This window comes from Paenibacillus sp. Aloe-11, from assembly GCF_000245715.1.
Taxonomy (GTDB): domain Bacteria; phylum Bacillota; class Bacilli; order Paenibacillales; family Paenibacillaceae; genus Paenibacillus; species Paenibacillus kribbensis.
In genome coordinates this window covers 130,474-149,568 of the sequence record NZ_JH601067.1, presented here as the reverse complement: position 1 = coordinate 149,568, position 19,095 = coordinate 130,474, and the positions used below count along the sequence as shown (strand labels likewise).

Genomic DNA, 19,095 nt, shown 5'->3' with positions numbered 1-19,095 from the left:
TAGACCAATTTGAAGGGACCATCAATGGCATCGGTGAGCGGGCAGGAAATACACCGATCGAGGAGGTTGTACTGGCGCTTGATACCCGAAAAGAGCTATATCAGGCACATACAAGTCTGGTGCTGGAAGAACTGTATGCTACCAGTCGGCTGGTGAGCAAACGCACAGGAATGTCTGTCCCTGGAAACAAGGCCATCGTTGGAGCCAATGCTTTCTCGCATGAGTCCGGTATCCACCAGGACGGTATGCTTAAGGAGCGTACAACGTACGAGATTGTCTCGCCCGAGCGCATTGGTGTGAAGACGAGCAAGCTTGTGCTCGGCAAGCATTCGGGTCGACATGCGTTTAAAGAAAAGCTGGCTGACATGGGGTTTGATGCTCTTACAGAGGAGCAGCTTCAGGAGGCGTTCCACAAATTCAAAGCCTTGACCGACAAGAAAAAACAGGTGCTGGATGAAGATCTGCTTGTCCTGATGGACGAAAGCCGCGATGTCTCTCCACGGATTTACACCCTGGACTCCATTCAAGTATCCTATGGCAATCAATCTGTTCCGGTAGCGTCTATTCGGTTGAGCAAGCAAGACGGAACCGCAATTGATGAAGTAGCGATGGGGAACGGTTCTGTAGATGCTATTTTCAACGCTATAGATAAGGCGAGTGGTGAAGAGGTGGAGCTGGAGGATTATTCAATCCAGTCTGTAACGTATGGCAAGGATGCACAGGGGGAAGTACATGCCATTCTAAGGCAAGGAGAGTACACGGCTCGAGGAAGAGGTACAAGTACAGATATTTTGGAAGCTAGTGCTAAAGCCTATATCGATGCACTGAACAAGCTGTTGGGCAGAAAAAAAGTCTATGCCAGAGGTAATATCACCATTAGCTGACTTAGAGATCAGGCTGGTATTCGATATTCTTTTCCTCCTCCGATCTTATCGTAAAAAAGCGCTTGCAAAATAAATGATATCATTTGAAATATAATGTATAATAGGCAAAGAAGATCACGATATTTTGTCTGAATTACATAAGCCAAGAGGAGGAAATGAATTGAACTACCGCATCGAAAAGGATACGTTGGGCGAAATCAAGGTACCGGCAGACCGTCTATGGGGCGCGCAAACACAGCGAAGCAAGGAAAATTTCCCGATTGGTTCGGAGAAAATGCCATTAGAGGTTATTCAGGCGTTTGCGGTGCTCAAAAAGAGTGCAGCGATCAGCAACTATAAGCTGGGCAAGCTGTCACAGGAAAAGCAGGACGCCATTATTTACGCAGCGGATGAAATTCTCGCTGGACGAGTTAATGACCATTTCCCGCTGGTTGTATGGCAGACGGGGAGCGGTACGCAGTCCAATATGAATGTGAACGAAGTTATTGCTCATCTGGGAAGCCAATGGTTGCAAGAGCAGGGAAAAGATGCGAAGCTGCATCCCAATGACGATGTGAATATGTCGCAAAGCTCAAATGATACGTTTCCCACGGCGCTTCATGTGGCAGGCGTCATTGCAGTTGAGGAGCGCTTGCTGCCTGCCATTGACAAGCTGAAAGAAACCTTCCAACAGAAGTCGGAGCAATTTAAGGATATTATTAAAATCGGACGTACTCATCTACAGGATGCAACGCCGCTCACACTGGGTCAGGAAATCAGTGGCTGGACTGCCATGCTGGACAAGAGCAAGCGAATGATCATCGACACGGTTCAATATATGAAGGAGCTGGCGATTGGTGGTACTGCTGTAGGTACAGGTATTAACGCCCATCCAGAGTTCGGTACCCGAACCTCTGCCGAAATTTCCAGCATCACTGGCAAAACGTTCACTTCTGCACCGAATAAGTTTCATGCACTCACCAGCCATGATGAGGTTGTAGCCGTACACGGGGCAATCAAAGCGCTTGCCGCTGATCTGATGAAGATCGCCAATGATGTCCGCTGGCTGGCAAGTGGCCCACGCAGCGGCTTGGGTGAAATTACGATTCCTGCGAACGAGCCAGGCAGCTCGATCATGCCAGGCAAGGTAAATCCGACCCAGAGCGAGGCGCTGACAATGGTTGTTACGCAGGTTATGGGTAATGATGCAGCGATTGGCTTTGCTGCGAGTCAGGGTAATTTTGAGCTCAACGTGTTTAAGCCGGTTATTATTTATAATTTCCTGCAGTCCGTGAATCTGCTAGCCGATTCGATTGTGGCGTTTAATGATAACTGTGCGATCGGCATCGAGCCGGATCTCGCTAAAATTGAGCACAATTTGAACAATTCGCTGATGCTGGTGACGGCATTGAATCCATATATCGGATATGAGAATGCCGCCAAAATTGCCAAGCTTGCGCACGCGGAGGGGTTGTCCCTCAAAGAAGCGGCTCTTCGTAGCGGCCTGCTGACCGAGGAACAGTTTGACCAATATGTCGTACCGGCTCAAATGATTCAGCCTAAAGCATAAAGCGCGACGCGTGTCGCAGCTAAGTCTATACAAAACATACATCCAGCTCATGGAGTGCTATTTTAGCACAGATCGTGAGCTGGATTTTTTCGATTTCTAAACATTTTTGATCAGAAATTAGTATTCTGCATGATTTGAGGGTATATAGATAGAAGGCGAAAAATGAACATCTATTTTCAAGATAAGGAGAAGCCGTATGGAACAAACAACCGTAATTAATTTTATTGTGCTTTTGCTGTCCGGCTTACTGCTGGTCGGTGTTCTAACCACTAAATTTTCCAGTCGTTTCGGTATGCCTGCACTTGTTTTGTTTATTGCTGTTGGCATGGTGCTTAGTCAGTTTATTTATTTTGACAATGCCTTTATTACGCAGCTGGTGGGTATTCTCGCATTGATTGTGATCTTGTTTGAAGGCGGGATGCAGACGAAGTTTGCAGATATTAAGCCGGTAATTCGACCTGCGTTGTCATTATCAACGCTGGGGGTCATGATTACGACTGTAGTTGTTGGCGTCTGTGCCAAGTTTATTTTAGGCGTAGGCTGGATGGAATCTATGCTGTTCGGCGCTATTGTCGGATCGACGGATGCAGCGGCTGTGTTTTCCGTTTTGGGTGGTAAAAATATCAAGAAACGAATGACCTCTACGCTCGAAGCGGAATCCGGCAGCAATGACCCGATGGCTGTATTCCTTACAGTTACGTTGATTGAGCTGATCCATCACCCTGAGCAATCCATTTGGATACATATTTTATTGTTTTTATGGGAAATGGGCTTTGGTCTGGTTATTGGTTTTGCACTTGGACGCTTAGGCGTATATGCCATTAATAAAATGAATTTTGAGTCATCCGGCCTGTATCCCGTGATGGCCCTGGCATTTGCGGTCTTGACGTATGCGGCGGCCTCCTTGCTGGAAGCAAGCGGGCTGCTGGCGGTATATGTTATGGCCATCGTGCTGGGCAATTCCGACTTGACCTACAAGCGGTCCATTATTCATTTTAACAATGGCTTCGCCTGGATGGTGCAGATTATGATGTTCGTCCTGCTCGGACTGCTGGTTTTCCCCGATCAGCTACTGGGCATTGCGTGGCCAAGTTTGGCGCTTTCCTTTATCCTGATGCTGATAGCTCGTCCGATTGGTGTCTTCCTGAGTTTGCTTTTCTCCAGGTACTCGGTACGCGAAAAGACGTTGTTATCCTGGGCAGGGCTACGAGGAGCGGTCCCTATTGTACTGGCCACCTATCCTCTGCTGGATGAGATGGATGTAGGGCCCATGTTTTTTAATGTTGTATTTTTCGTCGTGCTTACCTCTGCGATTATCCAAGGTACAACCATTTCGTGGCTGGCAGTGAAGCTTGGCTTAATGGACCCTAACGAGACTTCGTCCCCTTCATTGCTGGAGTTGGTTTCTCTGGGAAAAACCACTTCGGAAATCAATCATATTCAGGTGCAAAAGGGAATGTCAATTACAGGCAGAGCGATTCAGGATATGCAGCTGCCTGATGACATTTTATTCACCGCCATTATTCGAAACGAGCAAATTATCGCCCCAAGAGGCACAACTGTGATTGAGCCGGGGGACACGTTGTATGTGCTTAGTCCCAAGCTCAAGCGACAGCAGATGAAGGAACTGTTCATGCTGCTTGAACCGGAAGCTGCGCAGTAATGGTGGGTGCTTGTATAAAGCAGCTTCGATAACGGTCCTTCACATTCGTGTGGAGGATTTTTTTGTTGTGCTATTTTACAGCGTGATGAATCTGTTAAAAAATTGATACTATCATTCTACAAAATTAGATTATGATATTGTCGATAGATGCTGCTGTTTAATAGATAACAGTGAGTTTTAAAGATTGAAGTCACCATAACAGGAGAGATGTTGAATGAAACCGGAAATTTTGCCACAGCGTGCAGCAGCCCGCAGGCAGAAAAATAAAAAGAAGAAACGAAAAGGTAGATTCGGCCGTTTTGTGCTGCGACTTTTTATAGTTTTCCTGCTAGCAGGAATAGGGGGCGGGGCATGGTTATTTTTAACCCCTTCCGGCAAGGACATGCGCTATTTGGCTGCGGATACGCTGATTACGACTCAGCATCGCCACTGGGCGAAATATTTTATCGGTGAAGCGGAGGCGCAAAAACGTGTGGCCGAATATTCGGCTCGTTTTGAGCAGATGGGCGAGGAGAAGGACAGGCATACGATCAAGCTACCTCTGATATCGACCAAGTTGCAGCAAACGCCGCTGGTTGAAGTGGAAGAGGTATCGGGTCGGAATTATCATGGCTACGTGACGATTGTGCATGACCCGACAAAAATCAGACTCGGGATTCCTGCCACGGTTGGCAGGGGAGAACGGGTATCCAGCATGGTCGAGCGTTTGGGGGCTGTTGCTGGCGTAAATGGCGGTGGATTTGCTGATCCCAACTGGAACGGGAATGGCTTTAAACCGATCGGTGTTGTCATTTCTCAGGGGCAGTTATACTACAACGATATGGGGAAAAATGCTTCTGCCCAAATCGTAGGTATTGACAAACAAGGGAAAATGATTGCCGGTCACTATTCATTATCTGAATTGTCCAAAATGAATGTGCAAGAAGCAGTCACCTTTCAGCCGCGTTTAATCGTGAATGGCAAAGGTCTGATTCGAAATGCCAGTGAAGGCTGGGGAATTGCTCCCCGTACCGCAATGGGGCAAAGAGCTGACGGTGCGATTATTTTCGTGACTGTTGATGGGCGTCAGCCGGGTTACAGCATCGGTGCTAATTTGTATGATATGCAAAATATTTTACTTAAACACGGAGCGGTTATTGGTGCTAATCTGGATGGTGGATCATCGACCGTGCTCGTTAAGGATCACGCCATTGTCAATAAACCTTCTTCCGAATACGGCGAACGGTATTTGCCGACAGCGTTTCTCGTATTTGAGCATCCGGAAACCGTCAGCATCCCGAACATTTGGGCAGGACTGAATCCTAGTGACATTGACGCAGCCAAAAAGAGATAGATCCTGATTAAAGTCCATGAAAGTGAACGGAGACTGATGATGAAGTTAAATCGAGGTAGATTTCAACGATTGCTTGCTGCCCTGTTTACGCTACCCATACTCCTTCCGACTATGCAGCAGGGAGTTGTCGCAGCTGCTGGACATGAAGCCGCAGCGATTCAATCAAACCAATCGACACAGTTAACGAATGTAGTCGTAAGTGGACAGCCATTAAATTCAAAGACCAAACCTATATTGATTAACGGAAAGCTGATGGTTCCGCTTAAGCCTTTTGCCGATGCAGTGGGTGCGACCTATCAATGGGATGCTAAAAAGAAGCTGGTTATGTTAAAAAAGTGGGCAGAACCCTTGCAGCTCAAGGAACGATCACGTAAGGATCAGCAACAACTTACCTATGAGGTGCTGGACAAAGAGCTCTATATACCGCTGAGAGATGTATCGCTTGAATTTGGTTATACGTTGGAAAAGACCAACACACAGATACGGGTACAGCCGCCGATCTATGGAGAAATAAAAGAACAAATATACGAGGGGGATCTAGTGACAGCGCGTGAAGCGTTAATCCGTTTAGACACACGTTCTATCCATCCTTTTATTGAAGCCCATTTTCCCAACACCGAGCTTCTGTCTAGTGTCTATATGTTTCCCCAAGGTGAAGCATTACGGTATTTTACAGTAAATGGGGATGTGTTGAGTCTGATGCACTACTTTTTATGGGCGTATTACTACAGATCATAAAGAAGAACTGCTGGGTACTGCTGGTGATCCGGTAACTGGGCTCCCAGCTAATGCCAAGCAGATCATGAAAACCTTCAAGCTGCCATGGGAATCGCGGACAGATGCCCAGCAGGTGCTAGAATAGTTCAATTGCCAAACAAGTAAATGAAAACATACAAAAAGCGTATATCGCTCGAAGTTAATTTAACTTCCCGGTACACGCTTTTTTTGATGAAATGGGTGGTTGATATTGTGATATTCTCAAGCTTTTATTAAGCGTCATTTTCTGCTTCGAGAAACACGGAGATCAGAACGCGAGCGTTGCTTGCTCCCACGTTTTTGGCATAATGGGGAATGGCTGCTCTCCAGCTAAAGGAATCCCCCGCTTCGAGCGTAGCTGAATCCTCACCTTGCTCTACATACACCGTGCCTTCTAAAATATAATGAATTTCATCTCCAGCATGAGCATGTTCTTCTTCTGTTGATGAGCCTGGCGGCATGTCCACCAGCATCATTTTAACGTTACCCTGACCCCCTAAATGGTCGACCTGAAGGTTGTTTTTACCATACACCGTTTTACGGCGCTCGTCCTTGCGAATTACCTGCATTCGTTCCTCTTCTTTAAGAAGCAGAAAAGCGAGAGGGACCTTAAGCGCATTCGCGATGCTGTCCAGTGTAGCGATGGAAGGGGAGGTTTTATTGTTTTCCACCTGGCTCATAAACCCTTGTGATAGTCCGGTTCGCTCACATATTTGCTGAATGGATAAATTTTTACGTTTACGTGCAGCCCTTATGTTGCATCCTATACCCATAGAGCTTTCCTCCTTGAAAAATATAATTTATACTAATTTAATATTTATCATACCAAATATTTTGTTGACAGACCACAGTTTCATATGATAAATTCGCATTACAAAATAATTATTCCTATTACTAATAATTCGAGTTTAATTCACACAAATCTGTTGCAGCATAGATTCGAACTGTATTATTTTTTAAGCAAATTATTAGTAATATAAATTAATTATTTATATACACTTGTGAGTGTGAAAAACAAACAGAATGGGGAGATAGACATGAGTTCAGCAAGCAGAAACATTTCTATAATTATGCGGGTGGCGCTGGGGATTTTGTTTTTGGCACACGGAATCGCCAAATTCCAAATGGGGCTGGGTAATGTAGCAGGCTGGTTTTCCAGTATTGGCATTCCAGGATTTTTAGGTTATGTCGTTGCGGTGATTGAGTTGGTCGGCGGGATTGCATTAATCCTCGGATTGTTTACCCGTTATGTATCCGCACTATTTGTGATTGTTTTGCTCGGTGCGATTTTTACAGCCAAATTGTCCGGTGGATTGATGGGGAATGGTCAAGGTGCCGGCTATGAGCTGGATATTGCTTTTATTCTGGTAGCTCTTCATCTGGTTTTTGCACCGACGACCCGCTTGTCTCTGGATTCTTTGTTCAGCCGTCGTACATCAACAGAACATTAATTTTGGAATAGTTTGCTCCTCCAATCCATGAAGAAAGAGGGAAATCTCATGACAGCACATCTTGCTGACAAAACTACCATCGGGCAGGTTTCACTAAAGGTTAGTAACCTGGAGCGCTCGATTCGATTTTATACCGAGGTCGTTGGCTTTCATTTGCTGCGTCAAACGGCGGATACTGCTGAGTTAACTGTGGACGGGGAGCATCCGCTGCTGACCCTGAAATATATTGAAAATGCAGTCATTCTTCCGCGCCAGTCCGCAGCCGGACTGTACCACTTTGCTATTCTTCTACCGAACCGTGTGGCTCTGGGACTGTCTCTACGCAATCTGCTGGCTCATGAGATTGAAATCGGGCAGGGAGACCATGATGTAAGTGAAGCACTATATATCCATGATCCCGATCATAACGGGATTGAAATCTATGCAGATCGTCCTCGCGAGCAGTGGAAAAAGGATGCCAATGGATTTTATATCATGGGAACAGATCCCGTGGATGCGGAAGGCTTAGTAGCCATTTCCGAAAACATACCTTGGCAGGGACTGCCGCAGGGAACTGTAATTGGGCACGTTCACTTCCATGTGTCTAATTTGCTCAAGGCACAGCAATTTTATTGCGATGTGCTTGGGTTTGACATTACGTCCCGGTATGGCTCCTCGGCGATGTTCATCTCTGCAGGAGGTTACCACCACCATATGGGCTTGAATATATGGGCAGGGGAAGGCGCACCCCCAGCTCCTGAGAACGCAGCTGGACTGGATTATTTTGAATTGATTGTGCCGGATCAGAAGGAATTGGATGCGATTGTCGCTCGTTTGGCGGCAGCGGGCTATGCCGTGCAAGAACGAGATGGTGCCAAGTATGTAGCTGACCCGTTCCGCATTAACATTAAACTGGTGAGCGGTCAGAACGCTTAATATATTGGAAACACAACAAACAGGGGATTCCCATAAGCCATTAGGCCGGAAATCCCCTGTTTTTGTATACTAAAACAAGCTCCAATCCAAATCCCGGGACATGGTCTCCAGCAAGTGTACACCCGCTGTACTGTTGCCCATACGGTTCAAGGAAGGTCCCACCAGTCCAATGCCATATCGTCCGGGCACCATCGTCATAATGCCGCCGGATACACCGCTTTTGGCGGGGAGTCCGACCTGAATGGCGAACTCTCCAGAGGCGTCATACATGCCGCATGTTGTCATAAATGTTTTGGCAATCTGCACAAAGCGGCGAGGGATCAGGGGCACGCCTGTAACCGGGTCACGCCCATTGTAGGCGAGTACGAGTCCCATACGTGCCAAATCCGTACAGTTCAATTTTACAGCGCAATGTCTGAAATAAACCTCCAGTACGTCCTCGACACGGCCTCTTAGAATCCCTTTTTCCATCAGAAAATAAGCAAGGGAACGGTTTAGATGGCCTGTGGCAGATTCCGAATCGTAGACATCTTGGTCATATTCCAGCGTGTCGTTGCAGGTAAGCAGACGGAAAAATTGCAGGACACGTGCAAACCTTTCCTCCGGGCTGTTTCCGCGGATCAAAGAAGAGATGGCGATTGCTCCAGCGTTAATGAGCGGATTAAACGGAATACCTGGCTCGACCAGTTCCAGCTTCAACATAGAATTAAAACGATCTCCCGTAGGCTCCATACCCACCTTGGAAAAGACAACGTCCTCTCCATTATCCATCAAGGCCAGGATGAGCGTGAATACCTTTGAGATGCTCTGCATCGTAAATTGGAGCTCCGTATCCCCGGCTACCACGGTCTCACCCGCACCGTTCATCACAACAACACCCAGCGCGTCTGCCGGTGCTTTGGACAATTCGGGAATATACGCCGCTACCTTGCCATGTATGTACTCATGACGGTTTTGCTCCACCCATTCCGGCAGTTTGGATTGTAGTCTCTGCCACTCCGATGTCATTTATTTTCCTCCAGTCAAGTAACCATCCTGTGGTAATGTTATTGTAGAGCAATAATTGATGACTATACACTTATTCTAAAGAAATTTTCGGTCGAAAGACAAGCGCTAATTGGATCAAGTGAAAGGAGGCAGATGACTTGTCATCTAACAATAAATCAAATTTTGATGAAGATTATAATGAGATATCAAACGGTGGAAGGCTTAGAGGTTTTGTACATCGTGTGCTGGAGCAGGCTGTAGCCTTATTGGACAGAAATCCTGAATGGGCTAATTACAGATTGGGATACCGCCAACAAATCGCGGTTATCTAAACGAGCGTGTGAAAAACCTTTGAAATATAAGGCTCTTCACATTGTTTACATGTATTCAATGTATTCTTGTGGGAACATCACAAAAAACAGGCCAAAACTAGAACTAATACAGTCATGGCCTGCTTATTTCTGTTATTCGACTATCGTACCCGTTACTTCAGTTCGAACCAAGTGCCAATGAAAAGGAAGGTATCAGCTGATCTAATCTCCCTTGTATTTGTTGCTCATCTACGTCTCCCAGCTCAGCTAACAATTGCTTCTCCTCTAGAGATCCGTCACCAGTCAATAATATGTTCAACATACGTGGATTGATGATTTCACGAGGTGAAAGGACTAAAGCGTTCATCATAAAATACTGTAGGAACATAGAAGGATTATTCTCCTCGTTCGCCAGTTTCACGGCCCGTTTGACATACAAATCGAAATATTTCTGCGCAAATGACACACCTTTTAATGGCTCAGCCCCGACATGTGTGACTCCGTTCCAACGTAAATCCGCAACCGAACTCAGCCACCATGCTGGTTCAATCGCCTCTTGCGTGCGCTGCAGAACCTTGCGTTCAAAGTTTGGTTGAGAGGTATGACGCTGTTCACTCAAACAAATGTCTAACATTTCAGCTTCAATCGCAGCTACGGTCATCCCTTGTCCATGGATCGGGTCAAAGTTACAAAACGCATCGCCTGCAACTAGTAATCCAGATGGCCAATCTTCCATTTGTTCAAAGTGTTGACGAACCGATTCGGGTGTACGATAGCCTCGAGGAACGCCGATCGGTTCCAGCTCTTTGACCACTTCCGCTAGCGCAGGGGTAGCTAATGCCAGCATTTCTTTTTCGTACTCTTCCGGGTCCGTTGACGGATAGTGTGCACCACCTGCACTAAACAGTAACGTTTGAGCCATGTTATCTTCGATATACCCCAGCATACCAGTACCAATACCTTTAGCAGGCTGTGCTTCCGAAATAACAGTTCCCCATTTTTCTTTGATGTGCGGAGGTACTCGATAATAGCGCGTACTATAGCCAAGATGCACTTTTAAACGTTCTGGCTCCGGTACCTCAAGACCCATAGCATCAAGCCACTTGATGAGTTTGGAAGAACGTCCACTTGTATCTACTACTAGATCAGCTGCCACTGTTCGTTCTTGTTTCTGGTCACTTCGTTCTTTGATATGAACACCTGTCACTTGCTTGTGATCAGCTGATGTTTGCAGACCTGTGACTTCTTGCCCAGAAAGAAAACGTATATTTGAAATCTTTTGTACACGTTGGCGGAACGTCCACTCCAATAGGGCTCGACTACTTGCTGCATTTTTTTCATTGGAACAAGTTTCTATAGCCCCTTGTGAAGTGAATAGGCTCATTTTCTCATTTTGTGTGGGATGGGCCCCTTGAGCTAATAAATCATCGACATAGCCAGGGAAGAAACGCTCCATAATCATGCTCCCACGTGGTAGTACTCGATGAGGATGAAAAGCTTGAGGCGTACCTGGACGAGCAGACGGCTCTTGAGGTAACTTATCCCTTTCTATAATCATCACTTCCTGATAATAGTCAGAAAGAACGCGGGCCGTCAGTAAACCTGAAATGCCTCCTCCGATCACAATTGCTTTTTCTTCTTTTGTTTGATGAGATTTTAACTGTTTGTCCATCTTTATTGTCTCCTTTTTCTAAAAATATTAAATCTTCTAATGTTAATGATATTGTGTACTAAGACTTGTTATATTATTAGAACCAATACACATGTCCATTTTTTAGATAACTGTATATTTTATTTACTTTTGGTGTTTATATATTAATATGTATAATTAAGTTCATCAATGAACAATATAGTGGACCTGTCGATTAACGATACAGAGACGAGGTAATGTATATGGAACAAGAAAAAAAAGAAGACTTACGAGTAAAAAGAACTCGTATCCTTCTTTCACAAGCTTTACTTTCTTTAATGGATCACCATTTGTTTAATTCCATTTCTGTAAAAGAAATTTGTGAGGAAGCGATGTTGGTAAGGAATAACAAAGGGCGCCCACCCAGAAGGTGCCTTTAGCTAATGTAGAACCGGCTGTACGGGTTCATCATTCGGATTTATCAGCATATACTGTGTTTTACCATCTTTTGTCTCAAGACTGATAACCCTCATTAAACCACTAAACACGCCGTTGCACCGCTTGGAGCAAATTATGGGATACGATAGTCTGGACACAACGAGGATTTACGTTAAGGCAACCCGTGCGGATCTGCAAGCGGAAGTCGAAAAAATAGCTTGGCAATAAGGGGATGAAGTAGGATGTACGCGAGAGTAAGGGAGCTGCTGATTCCGGAGGAACGGCTGCAATATTCGCAGATACCACCTGATCTCGGCGAATGGGAATTGGGTACTTATTTCACATTTACACAGCATGATCTTGAAATTATCCAGCAGCGGCGAAGAGATGATAATTGACTCGGCTTTGCCGTTCAACTGTGCGTACTTCGTTATCTCGGTTGGACGCTTTCTGATATAAAGGAAGTGCCGGTTCAAGTTCTTTGTTATATTGCAAAGCAAATCAATGCCGATGCGGAGTCTTTTGCATTCTACGGCGAACGGGATGCCACGAAATATGAGCATCTGGAGGAGATCCAGAAGGAATATGGCTACTAGGCATTTAATTTGAGCGAGTATCGTTCTTTCTGCAAGTATCTTTTTGACCATGCCATGGCAAACGGACAGAAGAAAAAATATTCAAGCTGCTCAGTAGTTCACTGACAGAATTACAAACGATGAAGCAAGGACTTTCGGGTGCAGGGCTCCGGTATGAGAGTAAAGTGCTAGGTTTTAATGAATTGTTTTCCATAGGGCCGATCAGCAATACGTAAACACCGGAAAAATAATTGGTGAGGCGTTAACACAATGGTCACAGCTAAGAAGCGACACCTTTTTGGAATATCGGATTCAATATTTAATCGCTCATGGCGAACTTGAATTTCTGGGGATGCCGGGAATGCTGCACCGCTATGCTGTTAAACTAAGGGGGTAAACGAAAGAAAATAGAAGTGATAGCCAGATGGCGGATGCCAATCGAACCATGGTGCTCCTCATTGGAGCTATGTTTGAGAAACCCGGTACATATAAGACCTGGGTTTCTCTTTTGCTTTTTCAGACATAGGACTGTTATCACCTTTATCAGATTGACTACGGATTTCATGGACTGCTGTTGACGAAGCCGAATTTATATATTACTATGTTGATATTAACATTTTGTTTTTATCATAACGAAAATAGCCTATATCCATATATGAACAGGAAGGTGACACCAGTGACAGAAAGATCAAAATACAATCCTAACGGCTTGACGGAGGAGCAATTTCTGGCCGCCTACGATGCAACTCAATACGAGCGTCCGTCAGTAACGGTAGATATGCTGCTTTTTACTGTAATGGATCAGCTCCAGCATAATTATCGCAAGCTGCCGGAGAAGACACTCCAGCTTCTTTTGATCCAAAGAGGGGAGCACCCATTCATAGGGCAATGGGCGTTGCCGGGTGGTTTTGTAGGGATGGATGAAAGCCTGGAACAAGCAGCACGACGCGAGCTTAAAACCGAAACGAATGTGGATCAGATTTATATGGAGCAGCTATACACTTGGGGAGATGTAGCACGTGATCCGCGTATGCGGGTCATCAGCTGCGCATACATGGCATTGGTAGACCACGATTCCCTGGAGGTACAGGCTGGGGACGATGCAGCGGATGCCAGATGGTTTGAGCTGGATTACAGCGTGGCTCAGGAGACGCGGACGAACCAGCCGGAAGGTTACACGTGGGAGCAAGATATTGACGTTACCCTGAAGCATGGGGACATTCGCTTGTCAGCCAAAGTAAAAGTGACTGAAATCCTGAAGGGGAAAACGATTGAAATCAAGCGAGAAGTATTGGAGTCACAGGGAATTGCCTTTGACCATGCCAAAATTATTGCTTACGGCATTGAGCGTCTGCGCAGCAAAATTGAATATACAGATATCGCATTTCATTTGATGCCATCCTTATTTACATTGGGCGAGCTTCAACAGGTGTATGAAATTATTTTAGGCAAGGAGCTGCTCGCTGCGGCCTTCCGCCGTAAAATAGCGGATCTCGTGGACGAGACGAATGAATATAGAAAAGCGGCTGGACACCGTCCATCCAAGCTGTATCGATTCAAGCCTAGGTCACGTTTTATATAGTTCACAGGAATATGAAATGAGGAATTGTCATGGAAAAGTTTACATTTTTTTATCGCAGTCATTCGCCATTTTCACAATGGTATCCTTCTGATTTTGTCGTAGATGGATTGGCGTTTAACTGTGCGGAGCAATATATGATGTTTAAAAAAGCGCAGCTTTTTTGGGATGAAGAGGCGGCCCGCAAAATTATGCTGGCAACTACCCCTCGGGAGCAAAAGGCTCGTGGCCGCAGTGTACGCGGGTTTGATCAATCCTTGTGGGAGGCGAATTGCCGACAATTTGTGTATGACGGTAATTACGCCAAATTTACGCAAAATCCGAATCTGCTTAAGTATCTGCTTAAGACGAAGGGCACTACACTGGTTGAGGCTAGTCCGACAGACACCATTTGGGGTGTAGGCTTGGCTGAAAGTGATGCCCGCATTAACAGCCGCAGGTCATGGCGAGGCACGAACTGGCTAGGGGAAATATTGACGAATTTACGTGAGGATATATTGCAAAAGGAGGAATTGTCACTATGACAAGTACGATGAATCACCGGAGCAACCGGGACGCACGATCACATATGGCGCAGGAAACGCTATCTATACTGGAGAATGGATATTACACAAATACCAAACAAGCACAAGTGAATATGGCAAAAGAGGTGGCTAACGCGATCACAGGCTCGAAACTATATGCACCTTCTCAACTGGTGGCTGTAAAGCAAGAGGCAGAACAAAAGATCCAAGGAGCATTGGAGTCTTCCTCATACATAGGCGAATGGGGGCTTTCTGGAAAGATGGAAATTACGGGAGAAAGCACGTTGCAGGCAGCATTTAGGCTCCGGGCCCAGGAGAAGCTGGAGCACGTGGCATGTTTGAATTTTGCATCAGCTAAAAATCCGGGTGGTGGATTTCTCGGAGGCAGCCAGGCCCAAGAGGAAAGCTTGGCTCGTTCGTCAGCCTTGTATCCCTGTATTTCACAAATGGAAGAGATGTACCAGCATAACCGAAAGCTGCGAAGCTGCTTTTATTCGGATTATATGATTTATTCGCCTGAAGTTCCGGTATTTCGGGATGATCAGGGAGCATTGCTGGATGAGCCGTATCTGGTCGATTTTCTGACTGCTCCTGCTGTTAATGCTGGAGTCGTGCGAGAACGGGAGCCAAAGCAGGTCAGCCGAATAGGTGAAGTGATGTTGGAGCGTATCCGTTACATTCTTGGAATGGCCAAGCAAAACGGAGTAGAACATCTCATACTTGGAGCCTATGGTTGCGGGGTATTCCGCAATAAGCCGGAAGAGGTCGCAAACTGGTTTAAGCAAGTGCTTGTAGAGGAGGGCTATGCCTTATTGTTTGAACGAATTGTTTTTGCAGTATTGGATCACACAGCAGGGCAGCGTACCTTAAACAGCTTTAAAACAGTCCTTTCCTGAAGCTGGAGATCATGCTATAAAAAATGCAAATGATAATATCTCTTGAAAAGCAATACATCATGATAAGGAGAGTGCTGAATGAATCCATCCTCGAACATTACCTGGCATGCGTCAGATGTTGATAAACAAGCGCGTCAGCTTCTGAATGGACATAAAAGCCCGGTGCTTTGGTTGACGGGGCTGTCTGGCTCGGGAAAGTCAACGGTATCCTCCACACTGGAAAAAGCATTATATGCACGCGGCATACGTACGTTTATTTTGGATGGGGATAATGTTCGGCATGGCTTGAATCGTAACCTGGGCTTCCTGCCCGCTGACCGTAAGGAAAATATCCGCCGCATTGCTGAGGTTTCCAAGCTAATGGCCCATGCGGGTGTTCTAACGATATGTGCCACCATTTCCCCTTATCGTGAGGATCGTGAAATGGTAAAGGAAATTTTACAGCAGGAAGGCTGCTATGAGATCTATATACAGTGCAGTCTGGAGGAATGCGAGCGACGTGATCCAAAAGGAATGTATAAGAAAGCGCGAGCGGGAGAAATTCGTCATTTTACAGGTATTGATGCTCCTTATGAAGCACCGCTGGAGCCTGATCTCATCGTATCTACTGAAGGTCGGGAGGTAGCCCGGTCGGTTCAGGATATCCTGGATTTTCTCGACCGGGAATCCTTGCTGTTCTAATCTTCGTTAAACCTTTTCCAAATCTTCCTGAAATCTTCATTATCCAATTTGGAATTCATGTTTAAATAGAATAGACCTCTCCATTTTGAAGCCGTCTGAATCTCTCCCTGGCCTGGTTCTTTCAGATATATGGTGTCAGAGGTGGGAGGTCTTTTTGATTACTACACATCGTCAACCAATCCATTCAAGAGGTGATTTCAATCATGAGTAAACAACCAACCAACCTGACTACAAGCTGGGGCGCTCCTGTCGGTGATAATCAGAATTCTATAACGGCCGGATCACGTGGACCTACACTGATTCAGGATGTGCATTTGCTGGAGAAGCTGGCGCATTTTAACCGGGAGCGTGTGCCAGAGCGTGTTGTTCATGCCAAAGGTGCGGGGGCGCACGGATATTTTGAAGTCACTAATGATTTGTCTGCGTATACCAAAGCAAGCTTCTTGTCCGAGGTAGGCAAGCGTACACCGATGTTTATCCGCTTTTCTACCGTTGCGGGTGAGCTGGGCTCGTCTGATACGGTACGTGATCCGCGCGGCTTTGCGGTGAAGTTTTACACAGAGGAAGGCAACTATGATCTCGTAGGCAATAATACGCCGGTCTTTTTTATTCGGGATGCGATTAAATTCCCAGACTTTATTCATACGCAAAAACGCCATCCCCAAACCCATCTGAAAAACCCGAATGCGGTGTGGGATTTCTGGTCCTTATCTCCTGAATCACTGCACCAGGTAACGATCCTCATGTCTGACCGCGGCATTCCCGCTACACTTAGACATATGCACGGTTTTGGTAGTCACACGTTCAAATGGGTGAACGCTGATGGCCAGGCCGTATGGGTAAAATATCATTTTAAAACAGAACAGGGCGTACAAAATCTCGATGTTGATTTGGCTGCGAAAATTGCCGGTGAAAACCCGGATTATCATACAGAAGACTTATTCAGTGCGATTAAGAAGGGTGATTTTCCTGCATGGAGACTTTATGTGCAGATTATGCCATTAGAGGATGCGAACACATACCGCTTTGATCCGTTTGATGTGACAAAGGTATGGTCGCAAAAGGATTACCCACTGATCGAGGTAGGGCGCATGGTGCTGAATCGCAATCCTGAGAACTATTTTGCAGAAGTAGAGCAGGCGACGTTCTCTCCGGGTTCATTTGTGCCGGGTATTGAAGCATCTCCGGATAAAATGCTGCAAGGGCGCCTGTTTGCCTACGGTGATGCACATCGCTATCGTGTAGGTGCCAATCACAATTCGCTGCCGATCAACCGTCCGCATGCGGAGGTACACAACTACCAGCGTGATGGCGCATTGCGCAGTGACAGCAATGGCGGTGGCTCTGTCTACTACGAGCCTAACAGTCTCGGTGGACCCAAAGAATCCCCAGCACACAAAATCGCTCCTTTTGAAGTGTCTGGAGAAGCTCAAAGTGTAGCCTACGATCATCATGATCACTATACACAGCCGGGAGACCTGTACCGCTTGCTCAGTGAGGATGAGCGTGCACGTCTGGTGCAAAACATCGTAAATGCGATGAAGCCCGTAGAAAGCGACGAAATTAAGCTGCGCCAGATCGGACATTTCTACAAGGCTGACCCTGAATACGGACGCCGCATAGCCGAAGGATTGGGATTGACCGTTCCTCAAGGCGAATAGAGGCAGCTATAAGCTTCTAAACAAAAGCCGCATGAATCGATATAAAAAAGATGTCCCAACACCACATATGGTTGATGGGACATCCTTTACTTTTGAGTGCGATGTAAATCACGGGTGTGTATGATGGACGCTCCGCGAACGGAACGTTGCTCCAATCACTGTTGTCCCCAGATTTATTGAATCACACTAAGCGGTGTAAATCTGGAGACAAAGGCGAACGCTACCGCTTTTTCGCAATCGTTCCGTTCCCTCCGCTGCTTTTAGGTGTACCAGTCATACAAACAAACAGAACAGAAAATCCTAAAACTAGAAAAGCCGTAAGCCTAATAATACGAGGTTTTGCGGCTTATTTTGGTGTGTTTTGGTGTTTAAAAATATAATGATGTTAAACAGCATAAAGCAAGCGGAGAGGACGGAATCGTTCTGTAGAAGGCAACAGCGATCGTAAGAATGATCCGTCCGCGTAGCGGTCATTGAAGCACGCATTAACGCGTTCGTCAGCACTATAAGCTGCTATATCCTCTTCAAGCGAGGTAAATAGATCACAAGAAATAATGATCTTCCCAGAGCAAATACGATAAAGGAAAGCCATAGTCCATGGTTACCATAGTGGGGAACACCCCAGAAGAGAGCAGCTAAAAAGAAGACCAGCGAAATCAGCATGGAGTTACGGATTGGATACGTTACTGTCATCCCCGTAAACACACCATAGAATACCAGCCCCAGTCCGGCAGCCAGCGGAAAGACGACAAGCCAGCCATTGTATGGACCTGTTAGGCTAATCACTGTAGTGTTATCTGTGAACAGCCGGATAAGCGGCTCCTTCAGTGCTAAATACAGTCCGCCTGATACCACGCCGGTGAGCAGTGTCCAGAACCAGGACAAGTGGATCACTCTTTGCAGCATTTTCCGATCTCCGGCACCACGAGCTTGTCCCGTCATGATGCTGCTGGCATTGGCAAATCCGTCAAAAAGATAAGCCATAATGTAATGGATTTGCAACAAAATCGCATTTGCAGCAAGCTGATCGGTTCCAAAGCTCGCACTATGTGATGTAAACAGATTGAACATCGTCAGCAGACAGGCTGTGCGAATCATAAGGTCAAGATTCGTTGCCATGACACTTTTCAGCTCTGAGGCTCCAAACCAGCCCTGCCAATCTTTTTTTCCACTCTGCCGCCATTCCCTCCAGACCGAGGAACGAAGTACAAGAATAGAACCGAGCACACAGGCGAGAAACTCTGCGATGAGTGTAGCGCCTG

General features: G+C 46.1%; 18 protein-coding genes and 1 pseudogene. 15 read left to right on the top strand and 4 right to left on the bottom strand.

Translation table 11 applies throughout. The annotated features are described in order from the left end of the window. The 5 genes from WG8_RS29010 to WG8_RS21810 form a co-directional block, all read left to right on the top strand. Nucleotides 1-884: alpha-isopropylmalate synthase regulatory domain-containing protein (locus tag WG8_RS29010; protein WP_007432445.1), on the top strand; the 884-nt coding region annotated here is incomplete at its 5' end. Between the two features lie 160 nt (nucleotides 885-1,044). After that, the gene (gene fumC, locus WG8_RS21825; RefSeq protein WP_007432444.1) at nucleotides 1,045-2,433 is read left to right on the top strand and encodes a class II fumarate hydratase; all 1,389 of its coding nucleotides are present in this window, start codon (nucleotides 1,045-1,047) and stop codon (nucleotides 2,431-2,433) included. Between the two features lie 196 nt (nucleotides 2,434-2,629). Continuing rightward, nucleotides 2,630-4,096, top strand: a complete 1,467-nt coding sequence (locus WG8_RS21820) for a potassium/proton antiporter (protein ID WP_007432443.1) — start codon at nucleotides 2,630-2,632, stop codon at nucleotides 4,094-4,096. Between the two features lie 214 nt (nucleotides 4,097-4,310). Continuing rightward, complete coding sequence (locus WG8_RS21815) at nucleotides 4,311-5,429, top strand: phosphodiester glycosidase family protein (RefSeq protein ID WP_007432442.1); 1,119 nt, start codon at nucleotides 4,311-4,313, stop codon at nucleotides 5,427-5,429. A gap of 39 nt (nucleotides 5,430-5,468) precedes the next feature. Then, a complete protein-coding gene (locus tag WG8_RS21810; protein ID WP_007432441.1) occupies nucleotides 5,469-6,167 on the top strand; it encodes a stalk domain-containing protein in 699 nt (232 codons plus the stop codon). Between the two features lie 251 nt (nucleotides 6,168-6,418). Here the strand turns inward: WG8_RS21810 and WG8_RS21805 are convergent, their stop codons facing one another. Beyond that, nucleotides 6,419-6,958 (bottom strand): helix-turn-helix domain-containing protein, encoded by a 540-nt coding sequence (locus WG8_RS21805; protein WP_007432440.1) that lies wholly within the window; start codon nucleotides 6,956-6,958, stop codon nucleotides 6,419-6,421. 264 nt (nucleotides 6,959-7,222) lie between these two features. Between WG8_RS21805 and WG8_RS21800 the strand changes: the two genes are divergently transcribed. Both WG8_RS21800 and WG8_RS21795 read left to right on the top strand, forming a co-directional pair. After that, the gene (locus WG8_RS21800) at nucleotides 7,223-7,636 is read left to right on the top strand and encodes a DoxX family protein (RefSeq protein ID WP_007432439.1); all 414 of its coding nucleotides are present in this window, start codon (nucleotides 7,223-7,225) and stop codon (nucleotides 7,634-7,636) included. Between the two features lie 48 nt (nucleotides 7,637-7,684). Continuing rightward, on the top strand, nucleotides 7,685-8,551 hold the full coding sequence (locus WG8_RS21795) for a VOC family protein (RefSeq protein ID WP_007432438.1): 867 nt from the start codon (nucleotides 7,685-7,687) through the stop codon (nucleotides 8,549-8,551). Between the two features lie 69 nt (nucleotides 8,552-8,620). Here WG8_RS21795 and glsA read toward each other — a convergent pair whose 3' ends face one another. Beyond that, on the bottom strand, nucleotides 8,621-9,559 hold the full coding sequence (glsA, locus tag WG8_RS21790) for a glutaminase A (protein WP_007432437.1): 939 nt from the start codon (nucleotides 9,557-9,559) through the stop codon (nucleotides 8,621-8,623). 137 nt (nucleotides 9,560-9,696) lie between these two features. Between glsA and WG8_RS27235 the strand changes: the two genes are divergently transcribed. After that, the gene (locus WG8_RS27235) at nucleotides 9,697-9,870 is read left to right on the top strand and encodes a hypothetical protein (RefSeq protein WP_007432436.1); all 174 of its coding nucleotides are present in this window, start codon (nucleotides 9,697-9,699) and stop codon (nucleotides 9,868-9,870) included. Nucleotides 9,871-10,027: 157 nt separating this feature from the next. Here the strand turns inward: WG8_RS27235 and WG8_RS21785 are convergent, their stop codons facing one another. Further along, nucleotides 10,028-11,521, bottom strand: coding sequence for an NAD(P)/FAD-dependent oxidoreductase (locus tag WG8_RS21785; protein WP_007432435.1), 1,494 nt, complete (start codon nucleotides 11,519-11,521; stop codon nucleotides 10,028-10,030). Nucleotides 11,522-12,159: 638 nt separating this feature from the next. Here WG8_RS21785 and WG8_RS26820 point away from each other — a divergent pair. The 7 genes and pseudogenes from WG8_RS26820 to katA form a co-directional block, all read left to right on the top strand. Further along, nucleotides 12,160-12,638: pseudogene (locus WG8_RS26820) on the top strand (DUF4158 domain-containing protein); the annotation flags it as partial. A 56-nt stretch (nucleotides 12,639-12,694) separates the two neighbouring features. Further along, nucleotides 12,695-12,889, top strand: coding sequence for a DUF3658 domain-containing protein (locus WG8_RS26815; protein WP_269744440.1), 195 nt, complete (start codon nucleotides 12,695-12,697; stop codon nucleotides 12,887-12,889). A gap of 279 nt (nucleotides 12,890-13,168) precedes the next feature. Further along, the gene (locus tag WG8_RS21780; RefSeq protein ID WP_007432432.1) at nucleotides 13,169-14,074 is read left to right on the top strand and encodes an NUDIX hydrolase; all 906 of its coding nucleotides are present in this window, start codon (nucleotides 13,169-13,171) and stop codon (nucleotides 14,072-14,074) included. A 29-nt stretch (nucleotides 14,075-14,103) separates the two neighbouring features. Then, complete coding sequence (locus WG8_RS21775; RefSeq protein ID WP_007432431.1) at nucleotides 14,104-14,595, top strand: NADAR family protein; 492 nt, start codon at nucleotides 14,104-14,106, stop codon at nucleotides 14,593-14,595. After that, a complete protein-coding gene (locus WG8_RS21770) occupies nucleotides 14,592-15,491 on the top strand; it encodes a TIGR02452 family protein (RefSeq protein WP_007432430.1) in 900 nt (299 codons plus the stop codon). The genes WG8_RS21775 and WG8_RS21770 overlap by 4 nt, the downstream gene beginning before the upstream one ends. Before the next feature lie 78 nt (nucleotides 15,492-15,569). Next, a complete protein-coding gene (gene cysC / locus WG8_RS21765; protein ID WP_007432429.1) occupies nucleotides 15,570-16,172 on the top strand; it encodes an adenylyl-sulfate kinase in 603 nt (200 codons plus the stop codon). Between the two features lie 203 nt (nucleotides 16,173-16,375). Then, entirely contained in the window at nucleotides 16,376-17,833 is a 1,458-nt protein-coding gene (katA, locus tag WG8_RS21760; RefSeq protein ID WP_007432428.1) for a catalase KatA, read from the top strand. Nucleotides 17,834-18,346: 513 nt separating this feature from the next. Here the strand turns inward: katA and WG8_RS29000 are convergent. Then, nucleotides 18,347-19,095, bottom strand: a 749-nt coding sequence (locus WG8_RS29000; RefSeq protein ID WP_007432427.1) for an MATE family efflux transporter, incomplete at its 5' end; no start/stop codon positions are given.